The 19,854-nt window shown below is 49.5% G+C and carries 14 protein-coding genes, 1 tRNA gene and 1 pseudogene; 9 read left to right on the forward strand and 7 right to left on the reverse strand.

Translation table 11 applies throughout. The features are described 5' to 3' along the window. Positions 1 to 152 precede the first annotated feature (152 nt). A pseudogene (gene cas12k, locus AC1S52_RS03580) lies at positions 153 to 1,349 on the forward strand (type V CRISPR-associated protein Cas12k); the annotation flags it as partial. Positions 1,350 to 1,996: 647 nt separating this feature from the next. Here cas12k and AC1S52_RS03585 read toward each other — a convergent pair. The 3 genes from AC1S52_RS03585 to AC1S52_RS03595 all read right to left on the reverse strand — a co-directional run bounded on the left by AC1S52_RS03585 (position 1,997) and on the right by AC1S52_RS03595 (position 3,600). Continuing rightward, positions 1,997 to 2,260, reverse strand: coding sequence for a hypothetical protein (locus AC1S52_RS03585; protein WP_482027667.1), 264 nt, complete (start codon positions 2,258 to 2,260; stop codon positions 1,997 to 1,999). Positions 2,261 to 2,764: 504 nt separating this feature from the next. Continuing rightward, positions 2,765 to 2,837, reverse strand: a tRNA-Arg gene (locus AC1S52_RS03590). Positions 2,838 to 3,084: 247 nt separating this feature from the next. Next, positions 3,085 to 3,600 carry a VanZ family protein gene (locus tag AC1S52_RS03595; protein WP_482027668.1) on the reverse strand — a complete coding sequence of 172 codons (516 nt, stop codon included), beginning with the start codon at positions 3,598 to 3,600 and terminating at the stop codon, positions 3,085 to 3,087. 412 nt (positions 3,601 to 4,012) lie between these two features. Here AC1S52_RS03595 and AC1S52_RS03600 point away from each other — a divergent pair, with 412 nt between their 5' ends. The 5 genes from AC1S52_RS03600 to AC1S52_RS03620 all read left to right on the forward strand — a co-directional run bounded on the left by AC1S52_RS03600 (position 4,013) and on the right by AC1S52_RS03620 (position 9,551). Next, complete coding sequence (locus AC1S52_RS03600; RefSeq protein ID WP_482027669.1) at positions 4,013 to 4,885, forward strand: zinc metalloprotease HtpX; 873 nt, start codon at positions 4,013 to 4,015, stop codon at positions 4,883 to 4,885. A 49-nt stretch (positions 4,886 to 4,934) separates the two neighbouring features. Beyond that, positions 4,935 to 5,333 (forward strand): hypothetical protein, encoded by a 399-nt coding sequence (locus AC1S52_RS03605; protein ID WP_482027670.1) that lies wholly within the window; start codon positions 4,935 to 4,937, stop codon positions 5,331 to 5,333. A 369-nt stretch (positions 5,334 to 5,702) separates the two neighbouring features. Further along, a complete protein-coding gene (gene aspS, locus AC1S52_RS03610) occupies positions 5,703 to 7,490 on the forward strand; it encodes an aspartate--tRNA ligase (RefSeq protein ID WP_482027671.1) in 1,788 nt (595 codons plus the stop codon). Between the two features lie 266 nt (positions 7,491 to 7,756). Further along, a complete protein-coding gene (locus tag AC1S52_RS03615; RefSeq protein WP_482027672.1) occupies positions 7,757 to 9,421 on the forward strand; it encodes a B12-binding domain-containing radical SAM protein in 1,665 nt (554 codons plus the stop codon). Further along, positions 9,411 to 9,551 (forward strand): hypothetical protein, encoded by a 141-nt coding sequence (locus AC1S52_RS03620; RefSeq protein WP_482027673.1) that lies wholly within the window; start codon positions 9,411 to 9,413, stop codon positions 9,549 to 9,551. Before AC1S52_RS03615 ends, AC1S52_RS03620 begins: the two co-directional genes overlap by 11 nt. A gap of 16 nt (positions 9,552 to 9,567) precedes the next feature. Here AC1S52_RS03620 and AC1S52_RS03625 read toward each other — a convergent pair whose 3' ends face one another. Further along, positions 9,568 to 10,137 carry a PEP-CTERM sorting domain-containing protein gene (locus AC1S52_RS03625; RefSeq protein ID WP_482027674.1) on the reverse strand — a complete coding sequence of 190 codons (570 nt, stop codon included), beginning with the start codon at positions 10,135 to 10,137 and terminating at the stop codon, positions 9,568 to 9,570. Between the two features lie 405 nt (positions 10,138 to 10,542). On the opposite strand from AC1S52_RS03625, the gene AC1S52_RS03630 reads away from it, so the two are divergent. Next, the gene (locus AC1S52_RS03630; RefSeq protein WP_482027675.1) at positions 10,543 to 10,959 is read left to right on the forward strand and encodes a ChuX/HutX family heme-like substrate-binding protein; all 417 of its coding nucleotides are present in this window, start codon (positions 10,543 to 10,545) and stop codon (positions 10,957 to 10,959) included. 147 nt (positions 10,960 to 11,106) lie between these two features. Continuing rightward, a complete protein-coding gene (locus AC1S52_RS03635; protein WP_482027676.1) occupies positions 11,107 to 11,916 on the forward strand; it encodes a DUF6816 family protein in 810 nt (269 codons plus the stop codon). Positions 11,917 to 11,926: 10 nt separating this feature from the next. Here AC1S52_RS03635 and AC1S52_RS03640 read toward each other — a convergent pair whose 3' ends face one another. Together AC1S52_RS03640 and treS are read right to left on the reverse strand one after the other, a co-directional pair. Next, positions 11,927 to 12,745 carry an SPFH domain-containing protein gene (locus AC1S52_RS03640; RefSeq protein ID WP_482027677.1) on the reverse strand — a complete coding sequence of 273 codons (819 nt, stop codon included), beginning with the start codon at positions 12,743 to 12,745 and terminating at the stop codon, positions 11,927 to 11,929. Between the two features lie 156 nt (positions 12,746 to 12,901). Then, complete coding sequence (treS, locus tag AC1S52_RS03645; protein ID WP_482027678.1) at positions 12,902 to 16,354, reverse strand: maltose alpha-D-glucosyltransferase; 3,453 nt, start codon at positions 16,352 to 16,354, stop codon at positions 12,902 to 12,904. Positions 16,355 to 16,710: 356 nt separating this feature from the next. Here treS and malQ point away from each other — a divergent pair, with 356 nt between their 5' ends. Then, positions 16,711 to 18,225 (forward strand): 4-alpha-glucanotransferase, encoded by a 1,515-nt coding sequence (gene malQ, locus AC1S52_RS03650; RefSeq protein ID WP_482027679.1) that lies wholly within the window; start codon positions 16,711 to 16,713, stop codon positions 18,223 to 18,225. Between the two features lie 7 nt (positions 18,226 to 18,232). Here the strand turns inward: malQ and nadC are convergent, their stop codons facing one another. After that, positions 18,233 to 19,102, reverse strand: coding sequence for a carboxylating nicotinate-nucleotide diphosphorylase (gene nadC, locus AC1S52_RS03655; RefSeq protein ID WP_482027680.1), 870 nt, complete (start codon positions 19,100 to 19,102; stop codon positions 18,233 to 18,235). Between the last annotated feature and the right edge of the window lie 752 nt (positions 19,103 to 19,854).

Below are 19,854 nucleotides of genomic sequence, written 5' to 3' on the forward strand. Positions count from 1 at the left end.
ATAGCTCATCAAAGGCTTGCCGATTTAGACCTGTCAGAGCACGCAGCAGACGGTCGTTATTCAACGCACGATGGAGGTTGATCATGCTGGCTCATACTCGATGAAGTCCTTTCGATTATCCCTTATTCCGCAACAAGTCTAATAGTTGCCGAGTCAGCGAACAGGCTGAGGATCTTAAAACATTTTCCGAAAACTTTCGCAAAAAGAAGAAAGAAATCCAGCGCCTTGAAGAACAGTTAGCTTGCCGATTACCCAAAGGGAGAGATTTAACTGGAGACGCTTTTCTAAAGAGTCTGGAAACTTCTACAAGCCTTCCTCAGCTTCCTGATGGACCAGTTGACGATGGCAGTGAATTCATTCAATGGGAATCTGAAATTCTCTCTCAATTTCCCATGCTTACAAAAAAGTCTAACCCTTTGCCATATCCCATCTTCTACGAGACTAATGAAGATTTGACATGGTTAAAGAACGAAAAGGGGCGAATCTGCGTTAAGTTCAATGGTTTGGCTCAACACGTGTTTGAAGTATATTGCGATCGCCGTCAGCTTCACTATTTTCAGCAATTTCTTCAAGACTAGCAAACGAAGAAAGCTAGCCAAGGAGAGCACTCTACAGCCTTGTTTCTTTTACGCTCGGCTCGCTTAATTTGGCGAGAAGATGAGGCTCTAAGTAAGAAGCGACTAAAAATCAATAAAAAAAAGGCTCTTAAACGGGGTGAGCCACAGTCTGAACAGTTGAAATGCCCCTGGAATATCTATCATCTTGAGCTTCAATGTGCGATTGGTACTCACTTTCTGACTGCCGAGGGAACACAGCAAGTTCGTGAGCAGGAGGAGGCAAAAATCAAGAAGAGCATAGAAAAAAAGAGAAAAGAAGCCAACTTGAGTGAAAATCAAATAATCCGCCTTAAGAGTAGTCATTCATCGCTCAGTCGGCTAAAGAATACTTTTCCGCGTCCCAATAAACCTCTGTATCAAGGGCGAACTCACATTTTAGTGGGGGTTAGTCTTGGACTACAAAGTCCAGCAACCGTTGCGATAGTAGATGCTACAACAGGAGTCGCTTTGACATACCGAAGTACTCGCCAGTTACTAATAGGTGGCAAAAAGTTGCGTCTAAAATCAAATCAGTCTGTAAAACAATTGAGGCTCAAAAAATACAGACTGCTGAACCACTATCGCCAACAGCAGCAACGTAATTCACGCCAGAGACGACAGAATCAGCAACGAGGTGTACACAAGTACGCTAAGGAATCTGGATTGGGACAATATCTCGATCGTCACCTTGCCAAGGCTATGTTTCCCTTGCCCAAGCATATCAGGCTAGCAGCATTGTATTACCTGATATGAGCGGCTTACGGGAAAGAATTGAGAGCGAAATTCAAGCTAGAGCTGCGCAGAAGTGTAGTTCTAAAGAAGCTCAGGAGAAATACACTAAAAGCTACCGTGCCTCTAAGCCCCGCTGGAGCTACGACAGGCTAGCTCAAAGCATCAAAGGGCGGGCTCAAAGATTGGCATCTCAGTAGAAATAGGACAACAACCTGTACAAGGTAGTCCTCAAGAAAAAGCAAAGGATTTAGCGATCGCAGCCTATCATTTTCGCCAAATTGTTTTGGGCTAGTACAATTGAACCTTGATAATATAATATACAAACAACAGCGCCGCAGTTCATGCTCTTTGAGCCAATGTTCTGTGACAAAAATGGGTCAGTTTGACTGCTGCAAAGCAGTTTTGCTTTCCGACCCAGGTAGCTACCTGTCCCCAAGGGAGTGAACTCCCAGCGCTGAGGGCTAGATCCGGGTGGTTACTGAAACGCCTCCGAGCAAGGAGGAATCCTCCCTAATTTTTTGGCAGACCAAAGCGAGGGCGAAAATCTCAGGAGGTTTGCCAAATCGCAGAATCCTCATTTTAATTGGTTTTTTTCTAATTCTAGAGAAGCTAGTTGCAACTCTCTTTCAACAACAGCTAACGTTTTAGCAGCTTTGCGAAAAACGCTTCTAGAGAGCAAGCCTCATAAGGATTTGAGCTGCGGGAGTCGCCATCGCTCTCCCGTCCAGGGACGGGTTGAAAGAGTGAGGATTGGCAACTTTATAACCCTGTCCTGCCTGGTCGCCATCGCTCTCCCGTCCAGGGACGGGTTGAAAGTCAACCGGAATCAATGTCTGGAGATGGATCGCTGAGTCGCCATCGCCCTCCCGTCCAGGGATGGGTTGAAAGAAGGTTGCCGCCTTTGTAAATCGCTCAATTTCTGCAGTCGCCATCGCCCTCCCGTCCAGGGATGGGTTGAAAGGTAGAGATATGGTCAGTCATGCGCTCTTGGGGTATCCCGACTGGTATTCCCATTGAAATTGCCATCGCCCTCCCCTATAGGGATAAGTTGAAAGCGTTAGGCTCCGCGCCACGTCACGGTGGTTCCCGATGCTGCAATCGGTCTCTTTTATAGAGGGCGGATCGAAAGATTGTGACTCCCTGTAGCGTTCAGCGCAGTCCCCTCTGTGTATCGCAGTCGCCTTTTTGTAAAGTTTGTGAAGTAAAATGCAGTGTCTAAAGCGGGAAGCATAACACTTAAAAGCTATAAGTTAGAGAGGATTGAAAGGATAGAGCATCAGGTTCTGAGTAAGGATTTAGATGCAATCACATTGATTAATAAACGACTGCCAGCGTGTCAACGATACTTTGAGCGACAGTAATATGGCAAACGACAAAAAAAGTGTCAGAGCGACAAAAGTTTGTCAACAACGACACTTATTTAGTCAAATAACATACGAGCATGGAGGGATTCGAACCCCCGACCCTCAGAACCGGAATCTGATGCTCTATCCACTGAGCTACATGCCCTTGTCACTTTGAGAGTATAGCACGGCGGGGAAGGAGAGGGGCAAAGGTGGGACGGAGCAGGGGGGCAGGGACCAAATAGTTGAGGTCTATGGCTTGCTTCCCGCAGGACAACCCGACAGAACGTTTGCTGGTGTTGGGTTTCATCTTAATACTGGTTCGCAGAAGTAAGCTACAAATCAATATCCGATTCGATGCAGCTCGATAAAAATCGGTACAACAACCAACAACCAACAACTAAAATCACCCCTCACTCTTCTTGCTCCACTCCTTTCCTCTCACTCCTGACTCCTCTCCTGACTCCTCTCTCTCCCAACCAGTAACCTAACCAGATTCCGGCAAAGCTGGCAACTAAATCCATCCCATCAAAGGAGCGGTTGGGGGAAAGTGCTTGCAGAAACTCTTCTACAACGGTAAAAATCCCAAACAGCAGGGGAAATATGGGAATCGGAAAACCCAAGAGATTTACCCGTCTGTATTTCAGAACCCGATGCCCCAGATAGGTTGCAAGGAAATACAAAACCAGATGCCCCAGTTTATCGTTTCCTGTCAGGTAGGATGGCAGATTGCCTGTGTATGCCAGCAGCATAATTGTCAGGAAGATGCCTGCATAGAGAATCGTTAAGATTCCCCATCCCAGGTGAGATGCTTTATGCTCCCGCAGTTTCATATTCTCAGATAAGGTGCGAACGTCCTTGTCTTCTACAGTCCAACTGCCAATTATTTCGGCTGCTTCACAAAGCCCTGATGACTGAAGCGAATGCATGGGGAGAAGGCAGGAGTTTTGAGTTGAGAGTTAAAGTATTGCTCAGCCCCTTACCAAAATGCATTGCAACTTATCAGGGAATGCCTAGAACCGTAATTATTATTCGTGTTTCCCGTCTATACAGCTTTATTTACCTACCGGATAATAGTAAAGGAAGCATAAAAATTATTGTTGCCAAATAATAATCTTTAGGGCTTAAGCAAACAGAGTAGTAGAGCTTGGCGTAAATCTGGCTACCTTTCCTAGTACCTGGCACCTAATACCTCACACCCTTTGAATGGTTGCCGAACTTACGTCCCAAAGTACTAGGAGTCACTTAGTTGCAACACCCCCTTCCTATCCCCCCTTACCCTCACTTGCACAAACTCTACACCTACTTTAGAAATTGGCTGTATAAGGAGGATTGAGAGCCATGAACCAATTCAAAACGGTTGCTCTATTAGGATTGTTATCTGGATTACTGGTGGCGATCGGCTACTACATCATTGGCGGCACCAGTGGCATTATCGTTGGCATCGGGTTGGCGGCTGTTATGAACCTGGGTTCCTGGTTCTTTTCAGACAAAATTGCCCTCGCTGCCTATGGTGCCCAGCCGGTCAGTCGTGAGCAAGCCCCCCAACTGTATGCCATGTTGGAGCGTTTGAGCCAACGGGGTAATGTGCCTGTCCCCGCCCTTTATGTGATTCCCAGTCCTGCGGCGAATGCGTTTGCCACGGGGCGCGATCCCCAGCACGCAGCGGTTGCTGTTACGGAAGGCATTGTCAAAATTCTGTCTGAGGAGGAGCTAGAGGGCGTGATTGGACATGAACTGACCCATGTGATTAACCGTGATACGTTAACTCAGGCGGTGGCAGCAACCATTGGCGGAGCAATTTCCCAGTTAGCTTACATGGCGCAGTGGGCGAGTTTAGGGGCGAGCTATAGCGATCGCGATAACCGCCAGGGTCCCAATCCGATTGGTCTGTTGTTGACCGTGGTTCTAGCTCCACTGGCTGCCACTGTGATTCAAATGGCAATATCACGAACGCGAGAGTTTTCCGCTGACGCGGGTGCTGCCCAATTGACGGGTAATCCCCGTGCCCTGGCAAGTGCACTACAAAAACTAGAGATGGGTGCCCGTCAGGTACCGATTCAAGGCAACCCTTCGTTTGAGCCATTGCTCATCATTAACGCTTTTTCTGGTCAGGGGTTTGCTAGTCTATTTTCTACTCATCCCCCAACGGAAGCGCGGATTGAACGGTTGCTTCAACTTGAACAACAGATGGTGACGACGGGAACGGTTTAGAAGGATGAAGGATGAAGGATGACCATTAATTTCTCTAAGGAGGTATCCCATGACTGCTGATCCCAACACTGAGCCTACGGTTGTTGTTGTGAGTCCTGAGGAAAATGACTTGGTAGAGACTGATCTATCGAATAAGAACAAAGCGGTGCAGCAAGAAACTCAGGCTTTGATTGATGCCATTAAGCGGCGTGCTCAAGCAGAGATTCAGGCGGCGGGCGATTTGACCCGTGAGGCGTATTTGAACGCAGTACGGCAGGCGCGGGAAGCCGTTGAGCAGAATAAGTTGATAGAGCGCGATCGCATTGAGCAATCGGTTCATCAGATTCAACATGAGGCTGAAAAAAACTGGCTTGTGGTGGCTAGCGAAATTGAGTCGCTTGGGGTTCGGATGGCAGATGCCGCAAGGGTTGCCTGGGATACGTTAAATCAGCCGAAGAATTCTAAATAGGCAGATTGGAAGCCAAAGCCAGGAAAGCTAATACCAGTTCAATATGAGTTTGCACTTAATAAGGGGCTTAAGCCCCTTGTCTACCAGGCTTTCTTCTGTGCAGCTTCAAAGAGAAATTGGTATAACCTTAATCGACATTTCCCCAAGGCTTTTTATATAGCAAGGGTTTTTGGCATTAGTTTGGACCCTACTCGTCTGAAGAATCGCTATAAAGCCGATTGAAAAACTTCCTGGATTGAATCCACCGTATCCACGGACCAATCTGTTCACGAGTCATGGAATGCTAGATAATAGATAGGTTTTGTGGAAGTGGCTGTCTATTCCAATTTCACGCGCCTTTCAGAGTTATCCATTTTTTTGTTGAGAGCTATGAGAACCCACTATTGCGGTCAACTCCGCGCTGAGCATATTGGAGAGACGGTTACCCTGTGTGGCTGGGTGGATCGTCGCCGCGATCATGGTGGGGTAATTTTTATCGACCTGCGCGATCGCGCAGGGATTGTGCAAATCGTTAGCGATCCCGAACGCACCCCCGCTTCCTATTCCCAGGCAGAAGCGCTGCGAAATGAGTATGTGGTGAAGATTTCCGGTCGGGTCAGCCAGCGTCCGGCGGAGTCGCTAAACCCCAAGCTAGGAACGGGTGAGGTCGAAATTTATGCCGAGCAGATTGAGATTCTCAACGCCGTGCGGAAACAACTGCCGTTTCAGGTGTCTATGGCTGAAACGGAGTCTGTGCGGGAAGAATTGCGGCTGAAGTATCGCTATCTCGACTTACGGCGAGAGCGTATGAGTCAGAATTTGCAACTGCGCCATCAAGTGATTAAAACCCTGCGCCGTTACCTGGAAGACACCCACGGTTTTATAGAAGTCGAAACTCCAGTCCTGACCAGGTCTACCCCAGAAGGGGCAAGGGACTACCTGGTGCCCTCCAGGGTCAATCCGGGGGAGTGGTTTGCCCTGCCCCAGTCGCCCCAACTTTTTAAGCAACTGCTGATGGTGGCGGGGTGCGATCGCTACTATCAAATTGCTCACTGCTTTCGGGATGAAGACCTGCGGGCAGACCGCCAACCAGAATTTACCCAACTGGACATGGAAATGAGTTTCATGACGCAGGATGAAATTCTGGCTCTGAACGAGGAGATGATCCACTTTCTGATTAAGACGGTGAAGGGGATCGATGTACCCCGTCCCTTTCCCCGCTTGACCTATGCCGAAGCAATGGATCGCTACGGTTCCGATAAACCCGATACCCGGTTTGGGCTGGAACTGGTCAACGTTTCCGATGTCGTGAAAGACTCTGGCTTCAAGGTCTTTTCTGACTCAGTGGCAAAGGGTGGTATCGTCAAAATTCTGCCCATTCCCAATGGCAATGATGTGATCTCCAACGTGCGGATTAAACCCGCTGGCGATTTATTTAAAGAGGCAGAAACCTGCGGCGCAAAGGGGCTGGCATACATTCGGGTGCGGGATGATGGGGCGATCGACACCATCGGTGCGATCAAAGACAACCTGACGGATGAGCAGAAACAGGAAATTCTCACCCGTACCGGGGCAAAACCGGGGCATCTGCTGCTGTTTGGAGCCGGTTCCTTTGAGATTGTGAACAAAACCCTGGATCGGCTGCGCCAGGTGGTCGCCCGCGAACAGGGACTCATTGATCCCAGTCAGATTAACCTGCTCTGGATTACCGACTTTCCCATGTTTGAATGGAATGCCGATGAAAAGCGATTGGAGGCATTGCACCATCCGTTTACTGCGCCCTTTCCCGAAGATTTGCAGGATCTCAAAACTGCCCGTGCCCAGGCTTATGACCTGGTCTACAACGGCTTTGAAGTGGGCGGTGGTAGCCTGCGGATTTATCAACCTGATATTCAGCGGCAGGTCTTTGAAACCATCGGGTTGTCGCCGGAAGATGCCCATGCCAAGTTTGGGTTTCTACTGGAAGCCTTTGAGTATGGCGCTCCCCCCCACGGTGGCATTGCCTACGGGGTCGATCGCCTGGTGATGTTACTGGCAGGGGAGGAGTCGATTCGGGATGTAATTGGATTTCCAAAGACCCAACAAGCCCGCTGTTTGCTCACAGGTGCCCCCTCTGGTGTAGACAATCGGCAGTTAAAGGAACTGCATGTGGCTTCAACCCAGAAACCCAAGAGTTGATGGAGTGATAACTGTTCTGAAAACCCTTGCCATCGCCTATCAGACTTGCTTACAGTGGCATCAAGTACTCTTGAGTAAGTAGGTCGGTGAAATTAAAACGAGCGATCGCCGTTCCTGATGGTCGGATCTCGTAGGATGGGTTAGGCGCAGCCGTAACCCCTGCTGCCAGTGATTGATGCTTTACAACGGTGACTAAGGCGTCCTGCGTTTTATTTCTCTCACCTGCTGATGCAAAGTCTTGTGCTGTGATGTGAGGAAGCGTTGGAATGACTGCGACGTTAAAGGATTTTGAGAAACCCGTTCCCGAAAGTGCGCCTGGAAAACCACGCTATGTTCCGGTGAATCATCGCCGGATTTTGTGTGTGTTTCCCAAATACAGTCCTTCCTTTGGTACGTTTAATAATTCCTATCCCCTGCTGGGTCGAGTCAAGGCGTTTATGCCGCCCCAGGGAATTTTGGTTGCAGCCAGCTATCTGCCCCAGGAGTGGGAAATCCGCTTCATTGACGAAAATATTCACTCGGCAAAACCCGCTGATTACAAATGGGCAGATGCGGTGATTGTCAGTGGTATGCACATTCAGCGCCCTCAGATCAACCACATTAATCAGATGGCGCACCGATTCAATAAGCTCACGGCGTTGGGCGGTCCTTCGGTGTCAGGTTGCCCAGAGTATTATCCGGATTTTGACCTAATCCATATTGGCGAACTGGGCGACGCAATGGATCGGATGATTGAATACATCGACTTTCATTTTGACCGACCGCCTCAACAGATCCGGTTTGAGACGAAGGAACGCCTGCCACTGAATGAGTTTCCGATCCCGGCATATCACCTGATTGATCTGAACAAGTACTTCATTGGCAATGTGCAGTACTCCAGTGGATGTCCCTATCGCTGTGAGTTTTGCGATATTCCCGAACTCTACGGGCGCAATCCTCGGTTAAAGGAGCCTGAGCAGATCATTGCTGAACTCGATGCAATGTTAGCCTCTGGTAATCTGCGGGCAGTTTATTTTGTGGATGACAACTTTGTTGGCGATCGCCGCGCTGCCCTGAAGCTGCTGCCCTACCTGATCGACTGGCAAAAGCGGAATGGGTACCCCGTTCAGTTCGCCTGTGAAGCTACGCTCAACCTGGCACAGAATAAGGAACTGCTGGCAATGATGCGGGAGGCTTACTTCTGCACGGTCTTCTGCGGTATTGAAACCCCGGAAACCGACGCGCTTAAGTCCATTTCTAAGCAGCAGAATTTAATGGGTGGCATGTCGATTCTGGAAGGAATTAGAACTCTCAATAGCTACGGGATGGAAGTCGTTTCAGGCATCATCATGGGACTGGACACCGATACCCCCGATTCGGGCGATCGCATCCTGGAATTCATCCGCCTTTCCCAGATGCCCATGCTCACCATCAATCTGCTGCACGCCCTGCCCAAAACTCCTCTCTGGCGCAGGTTAGAAGCAGAAGGTCGATTAAACTTTGACGAAAACCGCGAATCGAATGTAGACTTTCTCCTTCCCTACGAACAGGTCTTGGAAATGTGGCAGAAGGTGATTACCACCGCCTACGAGCCGGAGTTTCTCTACGAGCGGTTTGCTTACAATATGCAGCACACCTATCCCAACCGGATTAAACCACCCCTGAGTCCGGCACGGGTTTCCAAGAAGAATATCCGTAAAGGGCTATGGATTTTAGGAAACCTCGTCATTCGGATTGGGCTGTTCAGTAATTACCGCAAGACCTTCTGGAAGATGGCGGGACCCAAGCTGAAGGCGGGCAAAATCGAGAACCTGATTCACATCGGCTTGGTTGGACATCACTTAATCACCTTTTCCCAGGAATGTGCCCAGGGCAAACAAGCGGCTTCCTTCTATTCCCAGAAAGTCCGTGCCCCATTGGGTTCCCGCATGAAAGCCCTGTTTGCCCGTTAACCTCCCGATTGAGGTTGAGGCGGAAGCGATCGCCCTCTCTTGCGTAATCTATCTTTGGTTGCTGGGGCAGAAAGACAAGGAATGGGCGATCGCGAGTACCATTGGCGCGCTATCCGAGAACCGCCCCTGACCTGCTCTCAAATCAATTAGCTTCTATTTCTGAAGCTCTTCTGCCCCTTTTTCTGGCGACCACGGGCAACTGCCAGACTCAGCCCTGCCACCGCCATCCCTGCCATAGTGGTGGGTTCGGGAATTGCCTCAGCGGGGGCACCAAAGGAAAGGGTGTCCTGGGAGAAGTAGCGTCCGGCGATGCTGTCTGGGGTAAAGGCAAAACCAACCGCCGTTTCGCCAAGGGTGCTGTCGCTTCTCCAGCCTGTCCCTGTTAAATCAGCAGTGGGCGCGGTGATCCAGAAGCTATAGAAATTGGGTGTGACAAAGAAACTAAACGGAGCCAGGTTGGTCAGTCCCCAGGTAACATTTTCAAACCCCGGTTCACTTCCCTGGAAAAGGGAAGAAAACGCCGTGAACTCGTTTCCATCTAGCTGACCATTGCCATCCGTGTCAGTCCCAGCAAATTCTCCAGTCAAGAGTTCGCTGCCATCCAAATCGAGGTTAAAAGAAAAGTTGTAGGCACTGGCAGAACTGATATTGATGGTAGTGGCACCTAAGAAGGCACTGGCAGTTGCGATCGCAAGTCTATAAATCCGGGTTAGCACGATTCTTTTCTCCCTTTGTTGTAATTTGAGCGCACAAAATTACGCTAGAGAGACACCATGCTTCAGAGCCAGACCCATTCATCTAAAGCCGAGATGTCCCTAAGACGTTTTGTTATAGCAGCAGCCATCAGGGCTAGGACAAATTACCAAACAGAAAACTTTGTTACATGCCCTTTTTCACCTGGCACCTGCTATACCTGTACGTCCCTAATTTCACCAAATCTATGGCTAAGGTGTAAGTCTTGGTCACTACATGGTGGGTTAAGTTTTAGTAAACTCAATTACCAATTGCGGGAGACTGACTAGGTTTACCCATCCTTTTTGTGTGGTTTATGGAAGCGCTTTATCCTGTACCCTGTAACTTGTAATCCATACCCTGTAACTAACCCAAACCCCTCAACTGCTATGACTGCCACCCTGAAAGACTTTTTAGAAACCTGCCATACCCTCGGCACCCTGCGCTTGATTGTGACCAGCAGTGCTGCCGTTCTGGAAGCGCGAGGCAAGGTAGAAAAACTGTTTTATGCTGAGTTGCCCAAGGGTCGATATGCGAATATGCATACGGAAGGGTTTGAGTTTCACCTGAATATGGATGCTATTAAGCAGGTGAAGTTTGAAACGGGGGAAGCCAAACGAGGCAACTTTACCACCTATGCCATTCGATTTTTGGATGAAACAGGGACTCCTGGGTTGAGCCTTTTCTTGCAGTGGGGGAAACCGGGGGAGTACGAACCTGGACAGGTCGAAGCCTGGATGCAGTTGAGGCAGGACTATGGGGAAGTGTGGGAGCCAGCGCCGCTGGGTGAGGGGGAGATGGGGTGAAGAGGTGAGGGGTTGGGGAAATAGGAGGACGTTTGGGTAGGCAGAGTGGAGAAGATGGTGGTGCTAACTAGCAGGATGAATTGGAATGAAGTTTCAATTCATCCTGCTCTCAATTCATACCCAAAATCAGTAACGCCGGGAAGATTGGTGGGGTTTGCGTATGATCGCTGGGTTGTTTTGGTTGGCTGTTTTCTGCTGTCCTGGTTCCTGGGAATGGGGGCAGCGAATGCAGGGGGATTGGCTGACCGGTTAGCCGCCTTTCCTGAATGGGATAGTAAGCCAGTGGTGCAACCGGCAGAGGGTGATCTGGCTTACCCTGACTGGTTTAAAGGCACTTGGGAAATGACGAGTACGCTAGTAGACCTGGTGGCTCCTCTGGCACCGCAGGTGGTGACTCCAGGGTTTGATAGCAATCGGCAATATGTGAATCAGCCTGTGACCTGTCGGGTTAGGTTTGTTTCAGCCAGTTCTTTACCGGGCAAGGTCGCTGTATCGCCTCTGACCCTGCCGCTTAAACCGCTGGGCAAAGATCCGATAGTCTCCGATCGCGCCTTTAATGGGCTAAACCTGGCAAGGGCATACCTGGGCGATCGCGCCGTTCTCGCCGTCGAGGTGGATCCTGCAAACCCTAACCGCCAGGTCAGTACACTGAACGAAGGTCGCCAGTTGGTTTCCGTTATTACAGGACGGGCAACCGAGACTGCTGGCAGCAACCGCTTTATTACTAGCGAACTTTTCCAGCAAGTCTTTCGGGGAACTCCCCAACCCTACCTGAACCAGGTGGAAACAACCACGGATTATCAGTACTTGCCAGCTAAAGAGGGGGCGATCGTAGCAGACCAGGTAACTGCGATTTATCTTTCTCCCCAGGATCCGCAGTACTTCAAAGCAGGCGATCAGCCCGTTGCTCTTTACTACTATCGCCTGCGGTTTTCACCCCAGAGAGAAGCGCAGTGAGATGGGAAGCTTACTCAGGATTAGAGCTGGAACTAGAACTGGAGCCACCGTCTGGCTTGTGTTTACGATCGGTGTCAATTAAATGGCTCACGGCTTCGGTCAGTTGTCCCGGATCCATAAACACCACTTTAGAATTCTGACTTTTTCCTAGATTGTAGTTTGCATCCACATACTTCTGGGCGATCAGATATTTCAACACCATTTCAGAATTGGACTCTGTCTGAATCACATTTGAAATTCGCTTAATCGATTCCACCATCCCATCCGCTTCCTGAATTGCGGCTTTGCGTAAACTCTCTGCGGTTCGCTCTTTCTCCAGCGCATCCCTCAGGGCATCGGAGAGTTTAATATCCTGGACTTCTACCCGGATTACCTTTACCCCCCAACTTTCTGTGGCATCATCTAGCTCATGGAGTAATGCCTGATTGATCTTGTTTCGGGAAGAAACTGTTTCTCTCAAATCCATCCGTCCAATCTCAGATCGCAGGGTTGTGATCACCAGGTTCCGCAAAGCCTCCTCCAAGTCTTCGATCGCATAATAGGCTTTCTGCACATCCAGGATCTTCCAGTACATCACCGCGTCCACCTGGAGGGTGACATTATCCCGTGTAATGGCTGATTGGGGTTCAATATCCAGCAACTGTTCACGGGTCGATTCTTCAATTACCGTATCAATGACTGGAATCACGAAATTCAGCCCTGGCTTCAATGTCCGCCGATACTGCCCAAACCGCTCGACCAGTGCCTCATTCCCCTGGTAAATTACTTTAACTGAGCCAAAAATATACCCCACAATTGCCAGAGTCAATGCCGCCAGAAGAGGTTCCATGAGTTAGCGCTCCTGAGAGCTTACGGAAAAGTCTATAGAGATTGTATTCCCAGTCTAGTGTTTAAGGGCTACGTGGGTGGGAGATGAGGGGCAAGGAGTGAGAACTCTATAAGCAGGAAAGCGCGAGAGAAAAGTCTCTGGTTGAGGTGTTCGACTCTACAACGACTGAAACTGCAAAAGGCGCTGTAGCTGAATTTGAACTTGATCGGAACGGTGGAGGAGTTTGTAACCCAGGTCGTAGACTGCCCGTTCCAATAAATAATTGTCTAACAGCACTTTGAGTTCGTGCTGGGTTTTGGGTAAGAAAGAATCCTGGCTGGCTGTTTTCAGGTAGGCATGTAAAAAGGCGGCACTCACCCAGTTCTCCCATAGTTGTGCCCATTGTTCCATGCGGAGGAATTGGTCAGGATGAATGAAGCCATTTTCAACTTCATTTTGGAGGGCATAACTGGCTGCGTAGTGAAAGGATTGCAGCATCCCTGCCACATCCCGCAGGGGCGATCGCTTCATCCGCCGTTCACTCACATTGCGGGTAGACTCCCCTTCAAAATCAATCATGATAAAGTCTTTGCCAGTGTAGAGAACTTGTCCCAGGTGATAGTCGCCATGATAGCGAGTTCGCATGGCTGTTATTTTCTGATCCAGAATTAGCCGAAACCGTTCCAGGTAATCCTGATGGTGATGCAATACCGTCTGAGCCAGTGGTTTTGCATCTGCTGGCAGGGAATTGAGGCGTTCTTTTAACAAGAGGAAGACGTGACCGACCAAATTTCGAGAGTACTGATAAATCGATCGCTGATAAAACGAGGTAAACGGTTCTGGTGCAAAGTCAGGATCCTCCGGATCCGATGCCAGGGCAACGTGCAATTCAGCCGTTCGCAGTCCCAACAACTGCACATTTGCCAGATAGGAACCGATGGTATGGGAGGCAAACAGCCGTGCGGCGGTCGTTTCAGCAGGCTCAGAAACATACTGAATCAGAGAAGGCGAGAGTAGTCCTGACTCTCCGACCGTCCGTGAAAGGGAATCTTCCCCTTTCAATTCCTCGTCAAATACTGCCTGCAACTCTAGCAAAGATATGGATGGTACAGGCACTTCAGCCATCTCGGCTGACTGCATGGCAACATGCTCAAAGTAGTCGCGCAGGCTGTCCAGGGTGTAGTCCCAGGTATTGCGGGCATCGGAAATGTACTGCTGTAAAATGCCAACCGTGATGGGTGCGGCGTTCGGGTGGCGGTATTCCAGGCATCCAGCAATGGAGGTAATATGTTCAAACCGATGCTGCTTGTCTAAAAACCGGCGCACTTCCAGATCGGGATTAATGCCAGTCTCCGCTTTACGAAACAGTTTCAGAATCAGTTGGGGAGAAGTTCCACTTCTGGCAGCATCAAAGTAAATGATGGAGGTATTGCTATGGTCTCCGCTGACCAGGCATGGTTCAACCTGTAAGTTACCGCCACTGAGGGGTTCAAATAACTCGGTCGCGGTGACCGTCAGTTCACCTGCACTGCCTGGATAGGTATGGCTGCGGGCAGTTGCTTCCAATAGTGCAGCCAGGAAGGACTTGTCGGCGATCGCGTCAAATAAGACTGCTACTTCGTCAGTCCCCGTCGTTCTTAGTCTGGCGATCACAGACTGGGGAGTTTCGGTCAAAAGCTGGATGGCGTTTTCACCCTGGGCATAGCTGAGGTACAACCAGTAGGTTTGCGGATCGCCCTCAATGTAATCCACATGCAGGCATACCATGTAAGCTTTACGGTTGTTGTACGGAATGGCGATCGCCTCAATCATCCTGGCGTTTTGAACGGTGCGGGTGCTGCCGCCAAACCAGTGGAATTGGCACAGGTAATCAGCCAGGAGGGACTCTAATTTGCCTCTTAATTCCGGTTGAGAGAATACCGACTGCCACTGTCCGCTAACCACTAGAGTCGGGATTTCTGCCTGAGGTTTCGGCTGGAGTGAACTGGGTTGTAATTTCAGCGTGAACCAGTAAAAGGCGTAGGGACCAATGCTTAGGAAATAGGGAGCGTCACTAATTTCTGGAAACTCGGTGCGACCAGAGATTTCCACAGGCACCCGTCCCTTGAAGGAACCCAGGTCTAATTTGACGGTTTGCACAAAGCGGGACAGATTCGCCACGACCAGGATTTGTTCATCCTCGTAGGTGCGGGTAAAGGCAAGCACCTTTCGGTTATCCGGGTGCAGCAGTTGAAAATCTCCCAACCCTAATGCCTGAAACCGCTTGCGGGTTGCAATCAGCCGCTTCATCGAATTGAGCAGGGAGTTGGAATTTGCCCGCTGTGCTTCTACATTGACAGTGTTGTAGTGATATTCCGAATCGACAATCAGGGGCAGGTACAGCCGATGGGGATTGGCGCGGCTGAAACCGGCATTGCGATCTGGACTCCACTGCATCGGCGTGCGAACCCCGTTGCGATCGCCCACATAAACGTTATCTCCCATGCCAATTTCATCGCCATAATACAGCACGGGTGTTCCGGGGAGGGACAACAGCAGGCAATTGAGCAGTTCAATTTGACGGCGATCGTTGCCCAATAGAGGTGCCAACCGCCGCCGAATCCCCAGGTTCACCCGCATCTCCGGATCTTCGGCATAGACCCGGTACATATAGTCTCGGTCTTCATCGGTGACCATCTCCAGGGTCAGCTCATCATGGTTCCGCAGAAATAGCCCCCACTGGCAGTTATCGGGAATGGGTGGGGTTTGTTGCAAAATGTCCACAATTGGAAAGTTATCTTCCATCCGTAATGCCATAAACAGGCGTGGCATCAAGGGGAAATGGAAGTTCATGTGGCATTCATCCCCATCGCCGTAGTAGGCGGCAGCGTCTTCGGGCCACTGGTTTGCCTCTGCCAGTAACATTCGGTTGGGGTGGCGATCGTCCACATATTGCCGCATTTGTTTTAGAAAAGCGTGGGTTTCTGGCAGGTTTTCGCAGTTAGTTCCATCCCGCTCATACAGGTAAGGCACGGCATCCATTCGCAAACCATCGACCCCCATATCAAGCCAGAAGTCGAGGACTTCAAACACTGCCTGACGCACGGCAGGATTGTCGTAGTTTAAGTCCGGTTGATGGGAGTAAAAGCGGTGCCAGTAATAGGCTTGAGCCAGTGGATCCCACGTCCAGTTAGAGGATTCAAAATCTTGGAAAATAATTCGGGCTTCGCGGTACTTCTCGGGTGTATCGCTCCACACGTAGAAATCTCGCTCTGGGCTGTCTTTGGGTGCCCTGCGGGCGCGTTGAAACCAGGGATGCTGATCAGAAGTATGGTTGACAATGAGTTCAATAATGACCCGAATCTCTCGCTGGTGGGCGGCTTCCAGAAATTCTTTAAAGTCGTCTAAGGTGCCATAAATGGGGTTGACGTTGGTGTAGTCGGCAATGTCGTAGCCATCATCCCGCAAAGGGGAGGGGAAAAACGGCAGGATCCAGACGGCAGTGATTCCCAGGTCTTGCAGATAGTCCAGTTTCTCGGTCAACCCTTTAAAGTCACCAATGCCATCCCCGTTGCTGTCAGCAAAGGCACGGACGGGCACCTCATAAATGAGGGCATTTTTGAACCAGAGAGCATCGTTTTGTAAGGTCATCCCAAGCCTGCTGTGACACACAAATTTCCGTCAATAGAATAACGAATAGGGTCGGTTTCCCCATCCTACGCAAGGAAGAGAGTTGAATGCTTGTTACCAAGCTGAAGCTTGGTAATGCCGGACTGAAGCTCTAGCTTCCATAGAAGGGTTGCTAAGCCAGAACTTAGCCAGGAGTCCTTTCCCTGATTCCCCCTCCCCTCTTCTCCCTCTCTCCTCTTCTCCCTCTCTCCTCTTCTCCCTCTCTCCTCTGCCTTCATCCCTTTAAATTAAAAAGCCTGTCTTTAGATAGAGCCAGTAAACCCCTATTTTTTCTTAAAGATAAATAGGTTTAGCCCTATTTCAACTAAGCAACTGCCATGAGTTTTCAACGCGCCAGCGGAATTTTGCTCCATCCCACTTCCTTACCCAGCCAGCACGGAATTGGTGATTTGGGCAGATCAGCCTATGAATTTGTCGATTTTTTAGAGCGCAGTGGTCAAACGTTGTGGCAAGTATTGCCCTTGGGACCCACCGGGTATGAGCATTCGCCCTATACTATGAACTTCAGCGCCTTTGCTGGAAATCCGTTACTCATTAGTTTGGAGCAATTGGCTGAAGCAGGATTGCTGAAGTCAAACGAACTGACACCGCTGGATAGCCATTCCGATCGCGTCGAGTTTGACCGGGTGATTGACCACAAAACGAAGTATCTAAAGCTGGCATTTCAGCGTTTTCAACAATCCCAATCAGGCAATCAACAGCGCCAGTTTGACCAGTTCTGTCAGGCACAATCCTGGTGGCTAGATGATTTCGTTCTATTTATGGCGTTACTGGATGCAAACCAGGGCAAACCCTGGAGCCAGTGGGAACGGGCGATCGCCCGTCGCCAGCCAGATGCTCTTAAATCGCAAATGGAAGCATTACACGATCAGATTCAGTACCAGCGATTTTTGCAGTTCACGTTTTTTGAGCAATGGTCCAGGCTACGTGCCTACGCGAATCAAAAACAAATTCAAATTATTGGTGATGTTTCCATCTACGTTTGCCATAACAGTGCAGATGTGTGGGCAAATCCCGATTTGTTTAAGTTGGATCCGCAGACCTTAGAGTCTGCCTACATTGCCGGAGTTCCGCCCGATTACTTTAGTGAGACTGGGCAACTATGGGGCAACCCGGTCTATGACTGGGAAAAGTCGGAAAGAACAGGCTTTGACTGGTGGATTAACCGATTCAAAGCCACACTGCTCTATGTGGATCTGGTGCGGGTTGATCACTTCCGGGGTTTTGAAGCGTACTGGCAAGTTCCCGCTGGCGAAGAGACTGCCATCAACGGCGAGTGGATTCAAGCACCGGGTGAAGCTTTCTTTGAAACACTAAATCAAAAACTGGGTAGTTTACCGATCCTGGCAGAGGATTTGGGCATTATTACGCCGGAAGTGGAGGCATTGCGCGATCGCTTCAATTTCCCTGGGATGCGGATTTTGCAATTTGCCTTTGGCAACGACCCCACCAGTCTTCACCTACCGCACCACTATGTCAAAAATAGTGTGGTTTATCCCGGTACCCACGATAACGACACGGCGATCGGTTGGTGGCAGCAAGCCTCTGCTGATGAAAAGCAATTTCTGGCAAAATACCTGGGCTATTCATCGGCGGCAGACATTCAGGAAATTAACTGGATCTTGATTCGTATGGCTTTAGCTTCGGTGTCAAACCTGGCAATTATCCCACTGCAAGATGTTCTAAGCCTGGACGGGCATGCCCGTATGAATGACCCCAGTCAGTATGCTGGTAACTGGCGATGGCGTTATCCTGACTCTGATTTATTAACTCAGGAAGTGGGCAATCGACTGCTGGAATTGACCCAGGTGTGCGATCGCGGTGGCAGGTGATAGGTTCTCAACTGATTTTCATACTTAAATCTAACCAGGTTGATCGCGTTACCGGAGCACTACTCGAAATGTAGTCAACACCAGTTTCTGCAATTTGACGGATGGTTTGCAGGGTAACATTACCAGACGCTTCAATCCTAATGCTCTGGTTCGCTTGGCGGATGATTTCAACCGCCTGCCGCATCATTTCTAGCGGCATATTGTCCAGCATAATAATCTCTGCTCCATGCTTCAGAGCTTCTTTCACCATTTCCAGATTTTCTGTTTCTACTTCAATCGTGAGCGGATATGGGATGCCAGCACGAACCTGGGCGATCGCTCTTCCAATCCCCCCTGCTGCCACAATATGGTTGTCCTTAATCATCACCGCATCATCTAACCCCATTCGATGGTTTACTGCTCCACCTGCCTGGGTTGCATACTTCTCTAACAACCTCAGTCCGGGTGTCGTCTTACGTGTATCAACCAACTGAACGGGTAAATCCTCAATCAAGGCGACGTACTGACGTGTCATTGTCGCAATTCCGCTCAGTCGCATGGCTAGATTTAGTGCAGTCCGTTCACCCATTAACAATGTTTCCATAGAGCCTTCCAGAGTAGCGATCGCCTGCCCCTGCTTACAAGCTTCACCCTCAGCCACCTTAGGAATCAAAGTTGTCTGTGGATCAAGAAGCTGAAACACACGTGCTGCTACTGGTAATCCCGCGACAATCCCAGCCTCCTTTGCAACCCATACTGCCTGCCCCTTTTTGTTGGGTGAGAAAAATAGGCTTTGGGTGGTGCGATCACCCCGCCCAATATCCTCTATTAACCAACTTTGCAAATGTTGATCCAGCAACAGAAACGGCGGTAATACGGCAGCAAAGGGAGTTTTCATTGGATTGCAAGAGAGATTTAGTCGAGTTCTTGTCGGATTCTAAAATTAGAGCACAAGCAAGATTCGGGGGGTTCCGTAGAATCCTGACCAGGAAATCCCTACCTCTTTCGTTTTACAGGTAATAAAGTCAGCCCTTTGAAATGGATAAAGGCTGAAAAGGAAAAGACGGCTTGAAATAGAAGAAACGGATCTGCTTTACTCCATCCGCTATTGATATCTGCTGCTGACTAATGCAATGTGCGACTTTGCTGAAATGCCTGCAAGAACTGCCCTCACCCTAGCCCTCTCCCATCGGGAGAGGGAACAGGAAGTGTCTGAAAGCCCTTCTCCCCAATGAGAAGGGGGATGGGGGCAAATTAGTTGCACATCCCGTGACTAATGCTGACTAACAGGTGGATAAAGAAGCTTTTCCTGAAGCCAAAGGCGCGATCGTCCTGCGTTAACAATCAAAATCACTATTTGTTTTGCAGAGACACTAGCTATAGGGGTCACTTTATGATAAAAGGCTGACCCAAAACACATTGATGCCCTCAAATCTCAATAGGCTTCGGGATAAAATGCCTGTCTGGCAAGCGTTCTGGCGATATACTCAAAAAAATCTTGGATTTTTCAAAAAAGCGCTTGACAGGCCTAGATGATTTAGCTACATTAGATAAGCGCGGTGAGGGGAAGCGACGCGAAAGCGGAGCGAACCGAGTTGCGAGTCGAACCAAGAAAAGAGAATAGTTTGAAAGCCAGAATAGCACTTAAAC

The organism is Kovacikia sp. CALU 1929 (genome assembly GCF_056784235.1).